We start from the raw sequence: 17,355 nt of genomic DNA on the forward strand, positions 1-17,355 counted from the left end.
GCAAACAGCCAGGGAACGGACATGAAAGCCTTATGGAAAGAGTTTTCCACCTACGCGGTGGTTGGCGTGGCCAATACACTGATTCATTGGCAGCTCTTTTATATTCTGAACACAGCGGCCGGAATAAGTCAGGCGGCCAGTAACCTTTCGGCATTTTGTGTGGCAGCTACGTTTTCCTTCTATGTTCATGCGCTGTACACGTTTGAAGCCGGGACGTCGGTACTTCGTTATCTGCTGTATGTCTTCTTTATGGGCGTCATGAGTTTCGTTGTTGGACATTACGCCGATGTCTGGAAGGTCCATGGGCTGTTGACCGTCGGCTCGTTTTCGGTCTTGAGTCTGATCTGCGGAATCATCTTTTCGAGATTGGTCTTGTTGCACGAGCGCGAGGCGTGAAAATTTCGCGCTGTACTGGGGAGGTGGCGGCGCTGTCTGTGGTGGTGGCGATCGCGTTATTCGTGAGATTTCACGCCATCACCACGCCGAGTGTCTGGTACGACGAAGCCTACAGCCTGCTGCTAGCCGAGCGTTCGCCTGCGGAAATCTGGTCCACCACGGCGCGGGATGTTCATCCTCCGCTCTACTATGTGTTGCTGCATTACTGGATGTTGGTGTTCGGCAATGGTGTGTTGTCAGCGCGATCGCTGAGTGCCCTGGCCGATGTCGGCACCTTGTTGCTCAGCATCAAACTGATGAGCCTGATAGCGACGCGCAGGGCGACCTGGATTGCGGCTGTGTTGCTGGCATTGCTGCCGATTTCGGTTCGCTATAGCCAGGAAATCCGCATGTACACGACGCTCGGTTTTTGGCTCATGGCCGCGACCGTGGCGTTGGTGTGCTGGGTCAATGCACCGCAGCGAAAACGCTTTGCGATCCTGTATGTGCTGTTGATGACCGCGGCTTTCTATACGCATTACTTCGCCGGGCTGTGTGTCTTGGTGCATTGGCTTTTCTGGTGGCGAGCGCGAGGGGTATCTGATCGGGCATGGGTATTGGCCAACGGTTTGATTGTCTTGCTGTTCCTGCCGTGGCTGCCTCATTTCCTTGAGCATCTGCTACGAAGGTGCGGGTTCGAATGGATACCACCGCTTACGTGGCACACCGTTTTGACGGTCGTCTGGCCGTTCATGGTGATGAGTAACGTGGTAGCGGAAGAGTCAGGATGGCGCGTGCTGCCAACACTGTTGATCCTTGTGTGCGCAGCATCGGTGTTGTTGAACGATCAGAGTGACCGTCGTTACAGGGGGCTTCTGGTCGGGTATTTTTTTGTACCGGCTATTACGCTTTTTTTGATCGCTCTGTTAGCACCTGCGTTTGTCCCCAGATACCTTTTATTCGCAGCCCTCGGGTTACCGCTTATTGTTGCTGTTGCTCTAAGTTTCTGGTTACCGCAAAAGCGTGTTCTTGCTATGGGCGTTTTGACCGTGTTTTTAACCGGAGAAGTGCTGGGGCTTTTCAAGTACTACCAAGATGGCAATGGCATGGATATTAAAATGGATAGGGTGGCGGCCATGATTAACCGTAGTTGGCGACCGGGTGACGAGATCATGATCGACAGTTTGTCCTGGTACTTGCCGTTTACGTACTACAACACCACAGGCACGCAACCGAGGATTTACACCCCTTCAAATAAACCGGTGCTCTGGGGCTATCCTGATCAGGGTGGCTGGGCGCTTCTGCCCCGACGTTCGAATCACATCATCTTCGAGGACTTTACGGTGTGGGCACCCACGACCAAACGAGTCTGGTGGATAACAGATAAAACTCCAGCGAAAGATGAAAGGGTACTCGCGCAATACTGGAACCAAACAATGATGATTGATGGAGGTGACGTAGAAGCTCGACTGTTTATACGCGCTGCAACGCCAACCCCTGTCGGGATTGGCGCGCAAGCACTCATTACGCACCAGCCACCTCATTAGGCTCAAAACTGTCCGCCCGCGCCATCTGCCACATCCGCGAGTAAAACTCGCCGTTCACTTCACCGGTGAGTAACTCCCCGGGTTTCAGGAACACATGCAGCTGCGAGAACAACTTGATCTCGGTCGCCGACATGCGTCGTACCAGATGCTTGGCCGACAACTGCGAAGGGTGATCGAGACCCGCCGCCGCCAACATTTCAGCCAGGGCTTTGAGCGTGTTGCGGTGGAAGTTGAACACCCGCTGGGCCTTGTCCGGGACCACCAGTGCGCGCTGGCGCAAGGTGTCCTGGGTGGCGACGCCGGTCGGGCATTTGTTGGTGTGGCAGCTCTGCGACTGGATGCAGCCGATGGCGAACATGAAGCCGCGTGCCGAGTTGGCCCAGTCGGCACCGATGGCCAGGACGCTGGCGATGTCGAAGGCGCTGACGATCTTGCCGCTGGCACCGAGTTTGATTTTGTCCCGCAGGTTCAGGCCGACCAGTGTGTTGTGCACGAACAACAAACCTTCGCGCATCGGTACGCCGATGTGGTCGGTGAATTCCACCGGCGCGGCGCCGGTGCCGCCTTCCTTGCCGTCGACGACGATGAAATCCGGGAGGATGCCGGTTTCCAGCATGGCTTTGGCGATGCCCATGAATTCCCACGGGTGACCGAGGCAGAACTTGAAGCCCACCGGTTTGCCGCCGGACAGTTCTCGCAGTTGCTGGATGAAGTGCATCAGTTCGATCGGCGTGGAAAACGCGCTGTGCCGCGACGGCGAGATGCAGTCTTCGCCCATCAGGATGCCGCGGGTTTCGGCGATTTCCTTGGTGACTTTGTGCTTGGGCAGAATCCCGCCGTGGCCGGGCTTGGCGCCCTGGCTCATCTTGATTTCGATCATGCGCACTTGCGGGGTTTGCGCCTGGGCCGCGAAGCGTTCCGGGTCGAAGCGCCCGTCAGCGGTGCGGCAGCCGAAGTAGCCGCTGCCGAGTTCCCAGGTCAGGTCGCCGCCGTTTTCCCGGTGATAAGCACTGATGCTGCCTTCGCCGGTGTCATGGGCAAAATTGCCGAGCTTGGCGCCCTGGTTCAACGCACGAATCGCGTTGGCGCTGAGCGAGCCGAAACTCATGGCCGAGATGTTGAACACCGAGGCCGAGTACGGTTGCGTGCACTGCGGGCCGCCGACGATCACCCGAAAACTGCTCGGGTCGCTCAACGGCGCCGGGCGCATCGAGTGGCCGATGAACTCGAAGCCTGATTGATACACATCGATCAGCGTGCCGAAGGGCTTGTCGGCGCTTTCGTTCTTGGCGCGCGAATAGACCAGCGAGCGCTGGGCTCGGGAGAAGGGCAGGGCATCGCTGTCGGATTCGAGCAGGTACTGGCGGATTTCCGGACGAATGCCCTCCACCAGGTAACGAATGTTGCCGAGGATCGGGTAGTTGCGGCGCACCGCGTGGGGGCTTTGCAGCAGATCGAACAGGCCGATCAGGCTGAGCACACCGGTGACGGCGGTGATCGGCCAGAGCCAGTCGTATTCGAGGAAAGGCAGACTGGCGAGGGTGAAGATCACGCAAGCGGCAAAGAAGGCGTAGCGGCTCAGGAGTGACAGGCTCATACGGTTTCCTTGGGGTCGGACTCGGTTGTGGCCACAGAGATCTCTGTAGGAGAGCGGTGTATCAGGCATTCTGTGCCTGCAGAAAAATCGAAAACAGCTCGGACTGGGATTTGATCCCCAGCTTGCTGTACATGTGTTTCTTATGGACTTTCACGGTTTCCACGGAGATTTCCAGCTTACGGGCGATTTCTTTACTGGAGCAACCGCTGAGCATCAACCGCCCGACATCCAGTTCCCGGGCGGTCAGTTGCGCGCCTTTGAGTTGCTGCACCGACGCTTCCAGCTGCACGCGCCAGTCGGGTTGCGGTGGCGACGGCGCGAGGGCCACGACTTCGTTGATTTCATAGGGCAGGCGCTGGCGCAACAGGCCCAGCACCCACGGCTGGATCAGCGACAGCAAGGCTATCTGCTGGCCACTGAAACGTTGCTTGCTGCCCAATGACAGGCACAACGTGCGGTCGCCTTCGAGCTGGCAATTGAACTGGATTTCATCAGCGACCACATTCAGACGAAAGTAGCGCTGGTAATACTCGGTCAGCTCAAAGTGCTCCGGTGCCACTTCCGACAGGCGATAGAGGCCGGTGCGCGACTGCTCGCGACAGGCGATGTAGAACGGGTCCAACAGATACAAACCGCGCAGATAATCCTGAAACAGCTGATCCGGGCTGCCGTCCTCACCCGGGCATTCGGCGAACACTTGCGGGTGCTGGTCGGCGCTGAAAAGCAGGGCCACCCAACTGTCGAAGGTCACGTACTGATCCAGCAGACGCACCAGTTGCGTCCAGAAATTGGGCTTGTCCAGGGCGTCGATCAGTTGACCGACCGAGCGGTGCCAAGCGATGTCGTCCAGCGAAAGTGTCATGCCTCTACCCCTATCGGGTTACCCCAGCGGCGTGATTCCCCGGCCGCTGGCTTGCTGCGCATACTGGCGCACAGAAACCGGCCGGGCAATCTTTCTGCCGCCCGGCCTCCCCAAGAACAAGGAATACCGATGAAAGTCGAACTCGCCCAGTTGGCGGGCCGTGACAACGGCACCGCGTACAACCTCGAACGCGCCCTGGTGGCGATTGCGGCCTGCGCTGCCGACACGCAACTGATCGTCTTCCCGGAAACCCACCTGATGGGCTTTCCGACCGCCGACACCGTGGCGCAAACCTCCGAACCACTGGACGGCCCGACCGTCAGCGCAGTGCTCGCCGCCGCCCGTGAGCGCAACATCGCCGTGGTGATCGGCATGGCCGAGAACGACAACGGTCGCTTCTACAACACCACGCTGCTGATCACCCCCGAAGGCATCGCGCTGAAATACCGCAAGACGCATTTGTGGGCCTCGGATCGCGGCGTGTTCGAGCCCGGCGACCGTTACGCCACCTGCGAGTGGAACGGTGTGCGGGTCGGCCTGCTGATCTGCTACGACATCGAATTCCCGGAAACCGCCCGCGCCCTTGCGCAACTGGGCGCCGAATTACTGATCGTCACCAACGGCAACATGGACCCCTACGGCCCGACGCATCGCACCGCGATCATGGCCCGTGCCCAGGAAAACCAGGCGTTTGCGCTGATGGTCAATCGGGTGGAAGCGGGTGATGACGGGTTGGTGTTCGCTGGCGGCAGTGCGCTGGTGGATCCGCTGGGCACGCTGTTGTTCGAAGCGGGACGCCATGAGGGGCAATTCACGGTTGAGCTGGATTTCAACCGGTTGCAGGCAGCACGCAAGGACTACCGGTATCTGGATGATCAACGGCTGAAGTTGCCGGGGGAGATTGTGGAGCGGGCTTGCGGGGTTCGGGAGCTGCTGATTCCTTCGCGCTGATCCGGATTCTGTGTTGTCGGGACTGACGCCTTCGCGGGCAAGCCTGCTCCCACAGGATTTATGTCATTCACAAAATCTGTATCCACAAGGATCCCTGTGGGAGCGGGCTTGCCCGCGATGAGGCCCTGACAGACGACACACCTGTTTGTCCCTTGAACCAAAAACAACAACGTAACCCGCGAAATTTAGCGCCGAACTCGGCTCTGCCATAAATCTAATAAATTCGGAGTAGTCGCTCATGGCTCGTTTGCAACGCACCCTGTCATTGGGTTCGGTGGTGCTGTTTGGCATTGCCTACATGACGCCGATCATTGTGCTCGGCACCTTTGGCATCCTCGCTCAATCCACCGCCGGCATGGTGCCGGCCGCGTACCTCGCGGCACTGGTGGCGATGTTTTTCACCGCCATGAGCTACGGCCGAATGGCCTCGGCATTCCCCGTCGCGGGCTCGGCCTACAGCTATGTACGCAAAGCCATCAGCCCGAAGCTCGGCTTCATCGCCGGTTGGGCGGTGCTGCTCGACTACCTGTTTTTGCCGATGGCGATCTGGCTGATCGGCGCCGCCTACCTCAACTCCGCGTTCCCGGCGGTGCCGCAATGGCTGTGGGTGCTGGCGTTCATCGGCATCACCAGCGCGATCAACATCGTCGGCCTGAAGCTGGCCAACGGCATCAACGCCTTGCTGATGCTGGTGCAGGCCCTGGTGCTGATCGCCTTCGTCGTGTTGTGCATCCACTACGTCGGTGGCGATGCGAGCACGCCGTTGTGGTCGATCAAACCGTTCTTCAACGGCGACATGCAGATGCCGCTGATCATGAGCGGCGCGGCCATCGCCTGTTACTCGTTCCTGGGCTTCGACGCGGTCAGCACCCTGACCGAAGAAACCCGCGACCCGCGCCGCACCATCCCACGGGCAATCATGCTGATCACCCTGATCGGTGGGCTGATCTTCGTCAGCGTCTCCTACTTCGTACAGGTCGCACACCCGTCATTCCAGTTCGACAACGTCGACTCGGCGGCCTATGAAATCGCCCGCAACATCGGCGGCGACCTGTTCGTCTCGATCTTCCTGATCGGCCTGATCGTCGGCCAGTTCGCCTCGGGCCTGTCGGCGCAGGCCAGCGGTTCGCGCCTGCTGTTCGCCATGGGCCGCGACGGTGTGCTGCCGAAATCGTTCTTCGGCACCTTGCACGAACGCTTCGGCACCCCGGTCAACAGCATCCTGTTGTGCGCCGTCGTCGCGTTGCTGGCGCTGAAACTGGACGTCACCACCTCGACCTCGTTCATCAACTTCGGCGCATTTCTCGCCTTCAGCCTGGTCAACCTGTCGGTGATCTTTCACTACTGGATCGGCGGCGAGAAAAAAGGCCCGCGTGAACTGCTGCTGTTCCTGATATTCCCGTTCATCGGCCTGGCGGCAGACTTGTGGCTGATGGTCAGTCTCGATCACCTGGCGATTTACCTGGGCCTGAGCTGGCTGGCGATTGGCGTGGTGTACCTGGCGGTGCTGACTGGCGGTTTCCGTCGCCAGCCTCCGGAAATGGATTTCCAGGAAGCCACCTGAATTCCTGACACCGAAAAACCGTTGTAGGAGTGAGCCTGCTCGCGATAGCGGTCCGGCATTCACCATTGATGTCGACTGATACACCGCTATCGCGAGCAGGCTCACACCTACAAGGGGATCGGCGGTGAGTGCGGATATTCCCCGTGACGATGCTCAAGGGTTATGTGAACCTTGCGGCTTTTACCCAAGGCCCATTGCGATCCATGACCCTTGCATCCGCTGATTCGCCACGCATCATCCGCATCGCCGCTGCCCTGTTGATCGGTCCCGACGGCCGTACGTTGCTGGTGCGCAAGCGCGGCACCCAAGCCTTCATGCAACCGGGCGGCAAGATCGAAGCCCATGAGCAACCGGTTCACGCCCTGGCCCGCGAGCTGGAAGAAGAGCTGGGTTTGCTCATCGACCCCGCGCACGCCAGTTACCTTGGGCAATTCTCGGCACCGGCGGCCAACGAGCCGGGGTTTGTCGTACAGGCCGAGCTGTTTTTGCTGACCATCGATGCCGACGTCACCCCCGCAGCCGAGATCGAAGAAGTGATCTGGATTGACCCGGCCACCGACGGCGGTGTCAGGCTGGCACCCTTGACACGGGACCTGATCCTGCCGTTTTATCGAGCATCGCTGACCGAACCTGCCTGATCATTTCCGGACGAAGGATTGCCCATGATCCCGCTTCAAGACCTGCTGATTTTTGCCGCTGCCGCGTTGCTGATGGTGCTGACGCCGGGGCCGAACATGATCTACCTGATCTCCCGTTCGATCTGCCAGGGGCGCAAGGCGGGTGTGACGTCTTTGCTCGGCGTGGTCGCGGGGTTCTTCGTGCATTTGTTCGCGGCGGCGGCCGGTTTGACCGCGGTATTCCTGGCCGTGCCGATGGCTTATGAAGTGTTGAAGTGGGCGGGGGCGTTGTACTTGCTGTGGCTGGCCTGGCAGGCAGTCAAACCCGGTGCCCGCTCACCGTTCGAACCGCAGCAGTTGCCACCGGATTCATCGCGCAAACTGATCACTATGGGCTTTCTTACCAGCGCGTTGAACCCGAAGATTGCGGTGTTTTACCTGTCGGTGTTTCCACAGTTCATCAACCCTGAACACGGCTCGGTGTTCAGCCAAAGCATCATCCTCGGCCTGACCCAGATCAGCGTCAGTTTCTGCGTCAACCTGCTCATCGCGCTGTTCGCGGCGGGCATCGCCTCGTGGTTCGTCAGGAACCCGACCTGGCTGGCGCTGCAGCGTTATGTCATGGGGTTTGTGTTGGCGGCGCTGGCGGTGCGGCTGATGCTTGAGCAACGCAGGGCGGCTTGATCATGTGGATTGAACGGCTGGACGCCAGTCATGCGCTGGCTTACCGGGAGCTGATGCTCGAAGCCTATGACCGGCATCCGCAGGCTTTTACGTCGAGTGTGCGCGAACGCGCCGCCATGCCGCTGAGCTGGTGGGAAGGGCGCCTGACCAGCAAGCTGGATGTGGTGTTCGGGGCATTCGAGGAGGGCAAGTTGGCCGGCATCGTCGGTCTCGCCTTCGAGCCTCGGGAAAAGGCCCGGCACAAGGCGACACTGTTTGGCATGTACGTGTCCGGTACGGTTCGCCAGCGCGGGTTGGGGTCTCAACTGGTGCAGGCGGCATTGGCCGAGGCGCAGCAGCATCCGGCGCTGAAGGTGATTCAGCTGACCGTCACTGCCGGTAATGACGCGGCGTTCAACCTGTACCAGCGTTGCGGCTTTATCCAGTTCGGCCTGGAACCGTTGGCGGTGCGGGTGGGCGAGGAATACTTCGACAAAATCCACATGTGGCGGGAAATCTGAACCCACCGCAATTCCCCTGTAGGAGTGTTGTGTTATCTGACGGCGCTCACACCATCCAGTGTCGAGAACGACGTGTCCTTCGCCGTCAGCAAGAAATCACGCATGTACGGCGCATCCAGCATGTCCGCGCGTATCCCCGCATACAATGTCGCAAACAATCCTTTTTCACCCAGCCGCTTGGCCTTCACGTAACCCCGCGAGCTGTATTCATGCAGCGCCCAATGCGGCATGCCACACACGCCGCGACCGCTGGCCACCAGTTGCATCATCATCACCGTCAGTTCCGAGGTACGGACCTGCGCCGGTTCGATGTCGGCCGGTTCGAGGAAACGGGTGAAGATGTCCAGCCGATCTCGTTCCACCGGATAAGTGATCAGCGTCTCCGTGAGTAAGTCTTCCGGCACGATGTACGCCTTGCTCGCCAAGCGGTGCTGGTTGGCCACCGCCAACATGGCTTCATAGGTGAACAACGGCACGTAGGTGATCCCGGCGATGTCCAGCGGGTCAGAGGTCACCACCAGGTCCAGATCGCCACGGGCCAGCGCCGGTAGCGGTGCAAAGGAAAACCCTGACGCCAGGTCCAGTTCGACTTCCGGCCACGCATCGCGGAACTGGTCGATGGTCGGCATCAGCCACTGGAAGCAACTGTGGCATTCGATCGCCATGTGCAAACGCCCGGCGGTGCCACCGGCCAATCGCGCGATGTCACGCTCGGCGCCGCGCAGCAGCGGCAAGGTGGCGTCGGCCAGTTGCAGCAGGCGCAGGCCGGCGCTGGTGAAGCGCACCGGTTTGGTCTTGCGCACGAACAGCGGCATGCCCATGCGCTCCTCCAGTTCCTTGAACTGGTGGGACAGCGCCGATTGCGTCAGGTGCAAACGGTCGGCGGCATCGACCAGGCTGTCGGCTTCACGCAAGGCGTGCAGGGTCTTGAGGTGGCGGATTTCAAGCACCGGATGGCTCCATGAGGAAAACTTGTGATCAACACGAAAAGGTTGAGTTTGTCTCATGTTGGCTTGGCTGTCGACAATAGCGCCATCTTTTACAGGAGCAATTCACCATGGCGCTGGCCCACACCCTCGGTTTCCCACGCATCGGCGCGGACCGCGAACTGAAAAAAGCCCTCGAATCCTACTGGAAGGGCGATCTCGATCAGGACGCGCTGAACCGTGTCGGCCGGCAACTGCGCGCCACCCATTGGCAACTGCAGAAAGACGCCGGCATCGACCTGCTGCCGGTCGGCGACTTCGCCTGGTACGACCAGGTGCTGACCCATTCCCTGACCTTCGGCGTGATCCCCGAGCGTTTCGACAGCGCCAGGGATGCCAGCGGCCAGCCGACCCTCGACACCCTGTTCGCCATGGCCCGAGGTGCCAGTGCGAACTGCTGCGGCGGCGACCACGGCACCGCGCAATACGCCCAGGAACTGACCAAGTGGTTTGACACCAACTACCACTACCTGGTCCCGGAATTCAGCGCTGACCAGCAATTCAAACTCAGCTGGGAACAGTTGTTCGACGAAGTGGATGAAGCCAAGGCCCTCGGTCACAACGTCAAACCGGTCATCATTGGCCCGCTGACGTACCTGTGGCTGGGCAAGGCCAAAGGCAACGACTTCGACAAACTCGACCTGCTGGAACACCTGCTGCCGGTGTACAACGAAATCCTCGGCCGCCTTGCCGCACAAGGCGTGGAATGGGTGCAGATCGACGAACCGATCCTGACCCTCGACCTGCCGCAATCCTGGAAAAATGCGTTCGAACGCGCTTACCACATCCTTCAATACTCACCGCTGAAAAAACTCGTGGCGACCTACTTCAGCGGTCTGGAAGACAACCTCGGGCTGGCCGTCGGCCTGCCGGTGCAAGGCTTGCACATCGACGCCGTGCGCGCCCCGGATCAACTGGGCCAGGTGCTGGATCGTCTGCCGACCTACAAGATTCTCTCGGTCGGTCTGGTCAACGGTCGCAACGTCTGGCGCTGTGAACTGGAACAAGTGTTGGCGCAACTGCAACCGGCCCAGGAACGCTTTGGCGACAACCTGTGGGTCAGCAGTTCCTGTTCGTTGCTGCACAGCCCGGTGGATCTGGAGCGCGAAGACAAACTCGACCCGGAACTGAAAAGCTGGCTGGCATTTGCTGTGCAGAAGTGTGGCGAAATCGCCGTGTTACGCGACGCCCTCAACGATCCGCAATCACCCAAAGTTCACACCGCACTGGCCGAAAGCCGGGCGATTCAAGCCAGTCGCGCCGAGTCGCCGCGTATCCATAAAGCCGCCGTGCAGGCGCGCATCAACGCCATCGGCGCAGCAGACAGCCAACGCCATTCGCCGTTTGCCCAGCGCATCGAACAGCAACGCGCACGTTTGAAATTACCGGCATTCCCGACCACCACCATCGGTTCGTTCCCGCAGACCGGTTCGATCCGTCTGGCGCGTCAGGCGTTCAAGCAAGGCAAGCTGTCGGCCAACGACTACACCGACGCCATGCACAGTGAAATCCGCCACGCCGTGCAAATCCAGGAACGCCTGGGCCTCGATGTACTGGTACACGGCGAAGCCGAACGCAACGACATGGTCGAGTACTTCGCCGAGCAACTGGACGGCTACCTGTTTACCCGTTTCGGCTGGGTGCAGAGCTACGGTTCGCGCTGCGTCAAACCGGCAATCATCTACGGCGACCTCAGCCGTCCGAAGGCGATGACCGTCGACTGGATCACCTATGCGCAGGGCCTGACCGACAAGGTCATGAAAGGCATGCTCACCGGTCCCGTGACCATGCTGATGTGGTCGTTTCCCCGTGAAGACGTGTCGCGCAAAATCCAGGCGCAGCAGTTGGCGCTGGCCCTGCGTGATGAAGTGGTGGACCTGGAAAACGCCGGCATCAAGATCGTGCAGATCGATGAAGCCGCGTTCCGCGAAGGCTTGCCGCTGCGTCGGGCGCAGTGGCAGGAATACCTCGATTGGGCGGTGCAAGCGTTCCGCTTGAGCGCGTCCGGCGTGCGGGATGAAACCCAGATCCATACCCACATGTGCTACAGCGAATTTAACGACGTGATCAAGGCCATCGCCGACATGGATGCTGACGTGATCACCATCGAAACCTCGCGTTCGGACATGGAGTTGCTGGAAGCGTTCGAAGCCTTCGACTACCCGAACGACATCGGCCCGGGCGTCTACGACATCCACTCGCCACGGGTGCCGGACACCGCCGAGATGGTCAAGTTGATGAGCAAAGCCGTGAAGCGGATTCCGGCCGAGCGCCTGTGGGTGAACCCCGATTGCGGATTGAAAACCCGAGCGTGGCCGGAGACCGAAGCCGCGTTGGTGAATATGGTGGCGGCGGCGCGACAATTGCGCAGCCAGTTGGCATAAAAATCCCAAAACGGGAGCGGAAAACCGCTCCCGTTTCCCGTTTTACAGCGGCTCGAAATGCTTTAGTGCTACTGATCTTTTGCCGATATCGGCGTAGGGCAGGGCAGCGTTGTCGGCGTGGGTCAGATACCGGTGCTCGGGCAGTTTCAAGTGCGCTTTCTCGAATTCAGCGAATGCCGGTGCGGGTTTGCTGTAGTGGAAGTGGGCGTACCACAGCACCTTGGGCGGCGTGGCCGTCAGGTCCCACACTTGGTACTCCTGCAGGTAATCGATCCGTCCGTCAGGGCGTTTGCCAAGATTTTTCATCGGCGCCGTTTTGCGAATCTGCACTGCGTTTTGGCTGATCAGGTCGTCGAGCATGCTATCGGTAGGTTTTTGCGTACGTATCGACTGGCGGGTACGCATTTGACGACCGGTAGCCGTGAGTTCCGTGGCCTTGTCGCGCAGTTGCTCAATGATGGAATTGTGCGGGGCAAGTTCTTCGATAGTGAGGGCGCGACGGTTCAGCTCGCTGGCCTCGCTGACCATCATGTGCTCCAGATCGACTCCAAGCATGTCCTGAGCCGCATACGCTTGAACCCTGGCCTTGTAGGTTTCCTGGGACTGCAGACGGTTATTGGCATCTTCGACCAAGGCCTGAAGGTTTCTTTGTGGCGCTCCAGACGTCTGTGTCTGCGGATTCAGCAGGCGAGACTTGCCGTTGACGCCCAGTTCCCAGATTTCCTCGTATCCGCCCCGCCCCGTCAGCGTGTATCGGTGCGTCTGGGTGGTCGACTCCCAATGCTCCACCCCGATCAGCAAATGATCATCTTCGGTGGTGAAGACTTTTTTACTGCGTTGCCCGCCGGGGGAAGGGGGGACCGGCTGATCGATGGCCCTGCGCGCTCGTTCGGCCATTTTCTCGATACCCTCCAGCAGTGGCGCCACGGCGTCCAGATGGAAGTGCTGCGGATAGCTGGCGGTCCAGGCGTTCATGTTGCGACGAAATTCTCTGTAGAGATCGAGGCACTCCAGCAAGATCTGGTTGCGCTGGGTTCTGGTGGCGGTGACTTCCGGCAGGCTGTATTGGGTGAACAAGGCGCGATCGACTTTGGCCCGCAGATTCTCCGCCTGTCCTTGCAGATAAAACCAGGAGATCTCCCGGGTGGTGTCATAGCGCTTGACGATTTCCAGCAGGTGGCCGGTTCTCAAGTAGAGCAGGTTGGTCTCGCTGAGCCGCTTGTTCAACATCATGACTTCGCCGGTCAGTTGTGCCTTGTGACTGCTGACCGTTATGCGTTCGTACCACAGGTTGAGATTGCGCATGGCGGCATCGATTTGATCCAGCTCGTGCATGAAGTCCACACGCACCTTTCTGATGTCTTGCAGAATACGGAAGCGTTCGCTGAGCGCGGAGTTAGGCAGTGCGTCCAGGCGCCCGATGAGATCGTCGATCCTGCCGACCAACGGATCGGCTCGATGATTGGCAAAGAACACCCGTTGCTTGTACCGGTCAGCGATCAACGAAGCGTCATGGCTCTGCATGTCCCGCAGCACGCGCTTTTTGTTGCCGTGAGTGAGGGGCGAAAGTTCAACCAGCGTCTGGTAGTGCCTGCTGGCCAGTTCGATGTCGCCGATACACGCGGCTTCTGTCGCCGGCATCAGCGTCGGGCGATGAGTTTCGATACTGATGTTGTACTGCTCGATCAAGGCATTGGTCCGCAGGACTTGGGCGTCGAGTGTCGGAGCAAATTCATCGACGGCTTCGGTCAATTGGTGATGGCGGCGAAAGGCATGATCGGCCCACCAGCGTGGCAGGCGTGCGCGAATGGCCGCCGGCCAGAGCGGGTCTAGCCCGTCCGCCAGATGCCCGAGCACCCCACCGCCTCCCAGTCCGCCACCCTCAAAGGTCACTCCGTAGACACCGAAGTAAGTGTCCCAACGGCCCGCCTCATCAAGGCCGATGGGTTGTTTATAGGTTTTTTGGGGCGTGCCGGTCAGTCGCCAGTTACGTGAATCCGTGCTGCGTTCAACCTGAAAGATGCGCCCCTGTCGAACGATAAAGTCGCCGTCTGCGTGCCGGTAAATGTTGCGGTACATCCCGTGGGTGGCCGGTTGCAAGCCGGCAAGAGAGATCGGCTTTTGGTAGTCGTAACCGGCGAAGCGATTGAAGCCATGCCGCGCTTGGCGCCTTGATCTTCCTTGCAACGCTCCTGCGCTTTTGCCCAATGCCTGGATTTGACGAAGCCGCGTGAGTGAACGGGCGCCCTTGGCTGACCGGGATCCTGCGGACGCGCCAGGAAGAACGTCCATGGCGGCATCGATCAGCGACAGCAACACCGATTCAATCTCCGTCAGGCCGTCGCCTGCCTCACCGCGCAACAGGGCCGCGACGGCGTGGTTGGCGCTGTGCCAGGCATCGTAGAGTGCGATGCCCGCGCCGACAAAGGGCACCATGCTCAAGGCCATTTTCATGTAGTTGAACGCCCTCGGACCGCTGAGCGCGTAGCGTTCCAGGTACAAGGCATCGTTGGAACGGGAGGTTGCGCGATGCGCTTCGATCAGTCGTCCCATGTGCGCGTTGAGCAAATGGGACGACAGTGATGTGGTTTTCGGCCAGGGCAGCCCGATCCCGATCATCGCGTTGAAATGCTTGAGCACAGCCTGGTTGATGCGGCTTTCATGAGCGCTCACCGTGCCTTGCAAGGCGCGTCCTGCCAGATAACTGACCATCTCACTGCGCAGGCACGCATTGAACAAGGCCTGGCGAGCCGCCTCAAGATTGTCGTAGCGACGCAGGCACTGGCCGTCAGGACTGTCCGGCAGATACAGCAGGGTAATCCCGCTGACTTGCTCTTGAATGAACGTCACCCCCAACAACGTGGTGGGGCCCTCGTTTGGTGTGTCCTTGCCACCGGCGCTCAGGTACGCCGGCAGGAGCACAATGCGCTTGCCTTCAACGTTCCAGGCCTGCGGGGTGTCAGCATCAATGGCGATGTTCAATATCTGCCATTCGTGTTGATTGATCCGCTTTTGCAGGCGAGCGCAGGCCCCCTGCAATTGCAGCATCAGGCGCCAGGGCTCGATCAGGCATTCACGCCGGTGCTCTTTTACGAAAGCGGTCTCGCTGGTCGAGCCCATGAAGGCATCGCGAATCAGGTTTTCGTAGCCTTGGGGCAAGTCCAGCTCGGGCACCATCTTGCGCAGCCAGGGCTGGGTGATACCCCTTGCCAACGCCTGGCGTTCGGTTTCATCCGTCACCGTGATTTCAAGTCGCATAAATCCCAATCGCAGTGACAGGGGGTCCAGCCGCATCGAGGGCGTATTGTCGACGTTGAGCTGGACAAGTTCTTCGAGTGACATTTTGCTGCGGCTTGCACTGGGCACTGCGACGAGTTTCTGCGGGGTTCCCGGGGCTGCGCCATCCGACAGTTGTTTTTTCAGCAGGACCGAGTCAGGCAGGTCAATTTGTACGTCAAAGTGCCCCTTGAGCGAGAAGTCTTTGCGCAGACGGGCTTGCACATGCTGGCGGGTGAAATCGTCACGGGAGGGGAGGGCGATCTCCAGCTGTTCATGACTACGGCGCATCGCCAGAATGTAGCCCTCGAACAAACCCTTGAGCTCAACGCGTTCGGCTCCCGATAACCTGGCCATCCAGGTGGGCAGCAAAGAGAAAAGGGTCGCGCTACGGCTTTGTTCCAACAGGTGAGAGAAGGCCTGGCTCCTGGCGGCCGGCACCGGGACTTGCAAGGCGGCCAGCGTTTTTTTGCGCAGCTTTTCCAGTTCATCTGCACGCTGTTGAGCCTGGGCTGCATCAGGAAATTGTTGGCGTATGTGCGCTGCTTGTTCTTCGAAATGACTCGTTTTTTTGTTGAGGCTGTAGTGCAGCGGGTCGGTCTCGATTGTGTTCATTTTCAAGCCCAGAACCGTGTCCCCGTCCTGAATCTTGAACACCTGGCGTTCCAGTTCTGTGCAATTGGCGAACCGTTGCAAACCGCCGCCGGCGCCGGGCCAGTACAGCAACAGACTGCGCGGCGATGCGGCATCGAGCGGCGCTCGGGTAATGACGAAAGGGCCGATGAGTTCTTCGGTTTTGACGCCGGTGTTTGCCTCTGTCATCGACAGCGTCAAGCTGGCGGCGGTAATGGCTGAGTCACGATCGGCCGAGAGCGGCGAGTCCAGCACCGCTTCAAGCAGGCTGAATTCATCGCTGTTGAGCTGTTTGAGCGCCAGTTGAAGCTGGGCCTCGGCACGCAGGCCATCCTTGTGCGCCTGATAGAGCGCACTGAACTCGCGGTTGATGGTCACGAAGTCGAAGGTGCGCGCCCTGTAAAGCAGGGTGGACGCGGCCGTATCGGCGACTTGCTCTGCCGTCTCCAGCGCCTTCAAGGCCTCTTTGAATGTTTGTTGCCGGTCGCTTTCGAGTTGATCGCCCAGCAGCGTCTCGAGTGCATCGCGCTGGCGGTTCAGCGAAGCCTGGCGCTGGGGCCAGGGTATATCGGCAAACAGGCTGTCGAACAGCGGCTGTTCATCCTCCCCGGCAGGGTTGTCTGGCGGCAGGGTTTCATGGTCTGGAGGTAAGGCGAAAACGACGGCGTCCGCGTACTGCGGGTGTAACAGCCGCTCAGTGATGCCGACCGTCAGAGGCTGATCTTTCGCGCCGTATTCAAAACGCACGTCATCATCAGGCAGGCCCTGCGGGACGAGAGATTGTTCAGACAACCAGTCTTCCATGTCACTGCGCTGGTTGAAGACCTGAATGGGAACCGCCCGGCTCGGCAAATACAGCCACTGCGCGACGGGTTGGCGTTCGCCCACGCTGATGACCCAGGCAGCCGGGAGTTTCAGGGTGCCGCTGTCGCTCAGTATCAGGGTCAACTGCTCGATGTGGATGGGTTGATCATTCAGGCGCAGACCGGAATCGGGAGGGGAAGGGATCAGCACTAGTGTCTGCAACTGCTCTGCCGTCAGGGTTCTGCGCGCGAACGCCACTTGGGCACAGGCCTCGAAATGGCTGCAGTACAACTGACCCGCCCGCTCGCGTCGCGACACTGGCGTACCGGGTGCCCGGGCGTCCCAATAGGCCATCCAGCGGTGGATGAGCGATGGGTCCTGACGGTGGTTTCTCAGGGGGGCGGCGGCAAACAACGCTTGCAAGCCCTGGCTGCTGTCGCGCCAGCGCGCCGTAGCGCTGAGTAACAGGCTTTCATCGGGGTTGTGCTTCAGGGGCGGATGGGCCGCCATCGTGATTGGCGGAGAGACGGGCAGGGGACTGAACGCACTTTCTTTCATGACAACGTGGCTCTGTG

The 17,355-nt window shown here is 59.8% G+C and carries 12 protein-coding genes; 8 read left to right on the forward strand and 4 right to left on the reverse strand.

Features of this window, described 5'->3' with window-relative positions; translation table 11 throughout:
• Positions 1-21 precede the first annotated feature (21 nt).
• Together AB4N43_RS22710 and AB4N43_RS22715 are read left to right on the forward strand one after the other, a co-directional pair.
• Entirely contained in the window at positions 22-396 is a 375-nt protein-coding gene (locus AB4N43_RS22710) for a GtrA family protein (protein ID WP_027922798.1), read from the forward strand.
• A complete protein-coding gene (locus AB4N43_RS22715) occupies positions 393-1,922 on the forward strand; it encodes a glycosyltransferase family 39 protein (RefSeq protein ID WP_460151965.1) in 1,530 nt (509 codons plus the stop codon). The genes AB4N43_RS22710 and AB4N43_RS22715 overlap by 4 nt, the downstream gene beginning before the upstream one ends.
• Here the strand turns inward: AB4N43_RS22715 and AB4N43_RS22720 are convergent.
• Together AB4N43_RS22720 and AB4N43_RS22725 are read right to left on the reverse strand one after the other, a co-directional pair.
• Positions 1,900-3,519 carry an FMN-binding glutamate synthase family protein gene (locus AB4N43_RS22720; RefSeq protein ID WP_027922799.1) on the reverse strand — a complete coding sequence of 540 codons (1,620 nt, stop codon included), beginning with the start codon at positions 3,517-3,519 and terminating at the stop codon, positions 1,900-1,902. The two genes, AB4N43_RS22715 and AB4N43_RS22720, sit on opposite strands and share 23 nt — an antisense overlap.
• A gap of 61 nt (positions 3,520-3,580) precedes the next feature.
• A complete protein-coding gene (locus AB4N43_RS22725; RefSeq protein ID WP_027922800.1) occupies positions 3,581-4,381 on the reverse strand; it encodes a helix-turn-helix transcriptional regulator in 801 nt (266 codons plus the stop codon).
• A 129-nt stretch (positions 4,382-4,510) separates the two neighbouring features.
• Between AB4N43_RS22725 and AB4N43_RS22730 the strand changes: the two genes are divergently transcribed.
• The 5 genes from AB4N43_RS22730 to AB4N43_RS22750 all read left to right on the forward strand — a co-directional run bounded on the left by AB4N43_RS22730 (position 4,511) and on the right by AB4N43_RS22750 (position 8,697).
• Complete coding sequence (locus AB4N43_RS22730) at positions 4,511-5,332, forward strand: carbon-nitrogen hydrolase family protein (RefSeq protein ID WP_027922801.1); 822 nt, start codon at positions 4,511-4,513, stop codon at positions 5,330-5,332.
• Between the two features lie 238 nt (positions 5,333-5,570).
• Entirely contained in the window at positions 5,571-6,896 is a 1,326-nt protein-coding gene (locus AB4N43_RS22735) for an APC family permease (RefSeq protein ID WP_059182220.1), read from the forward strand.
• A gap of 203 nt (positions 6,897-7,099) precedes the next feature.
• Positions 7,100-7,534 carry an NUDIX hydrolase gene (locus AB4N43_RS22740; protein ID WP_027922803.1) on the forward strand — a complete coding sequence of 145 codons (435 nt, stop codon included), beginning with the start codon at positions 7,100-7,102 and terminating at the stop codon, positions 7,532-7,534.
• A gap of 24 nt (positions 7,535-7,558) precedes the next feature.
• Positions 7,559-8,197, forward strand: coding sequence for a LysE family translocator (locus tag AB4N43_RS22745; protein WP_027922804.1), 639 nt, complete (start codon positions 7,559-7,561; stop codon positions 8,195-8,197).
• A 2-nt stretch (positions 8,198-8,199) separates the two neighbouring features.
• Complete coding sequence (locus tag AB4N43_RS22750; RefSeq protein WP_027922805.1) at positions 8,200-8,697, forward strand: GNAT family N-acetyltransferase; 498 nt, start codon at positions 8,200-8,202, stop codon at positions 8,695-8,697.
• 32 nt (positions 8,698-8,729) lie between these two features.
• On the opposite strand, the gene metR is transcribed toward AB4N43_RS22750, so the two are convergent.
• Positions 8,730-9,647 carry a transcriptional regulator MetR gene (gene metR / locus AB4N43_RS22755; RefSeq protein WP_007944922.1) on the reverse strand — a complete coding sequence of 306 codons (918 nt, stop codon included), beginning with the start codon at positions 9,645-9,647 and terminating at the stop codon, positions 8,730-8,732.
• A gap of 107 nt (positions 9,648-9,754) precedes the next feature.
• Between metR and metE the strand changes: the two genes are divergently transcribed.
• Positions 9,755-12,067, forward strand: coding sequence for a 5-methyltetrahydropteroyltriglutamate--homocysteine S-methyltransferase (metE, locus tag AB4N43_RS22760; RefSeq protein ID WP_460151966.1), 2,313 nt, complete (start codon positions 9,755-9,757; stop codon positions 12,065-12,067).
• A gap of 42 nt (positions 12,068-12,109) precedes the next feature.
• Here metE and AB4N43_RS22765 read toward each other — a convergent pair whose 3' ends face one another.
• Positions 12,110-17,338: a dermonecrotic toxin domain-containing protein gene (locus AB4N43_RS22765; protein WP_460151967.1), complete on the reverse strand. Its 5,229-nt coding sequence runs from the start codon at positions 17,336-17,338 to the stop codon at positions 12,110-12,112.
• Positions 17,339-17,355: the final 17 nt, after the last annotated feature.

The organism is Pseudomonas sp. S2_B07 (assembly GCF_054668435.1).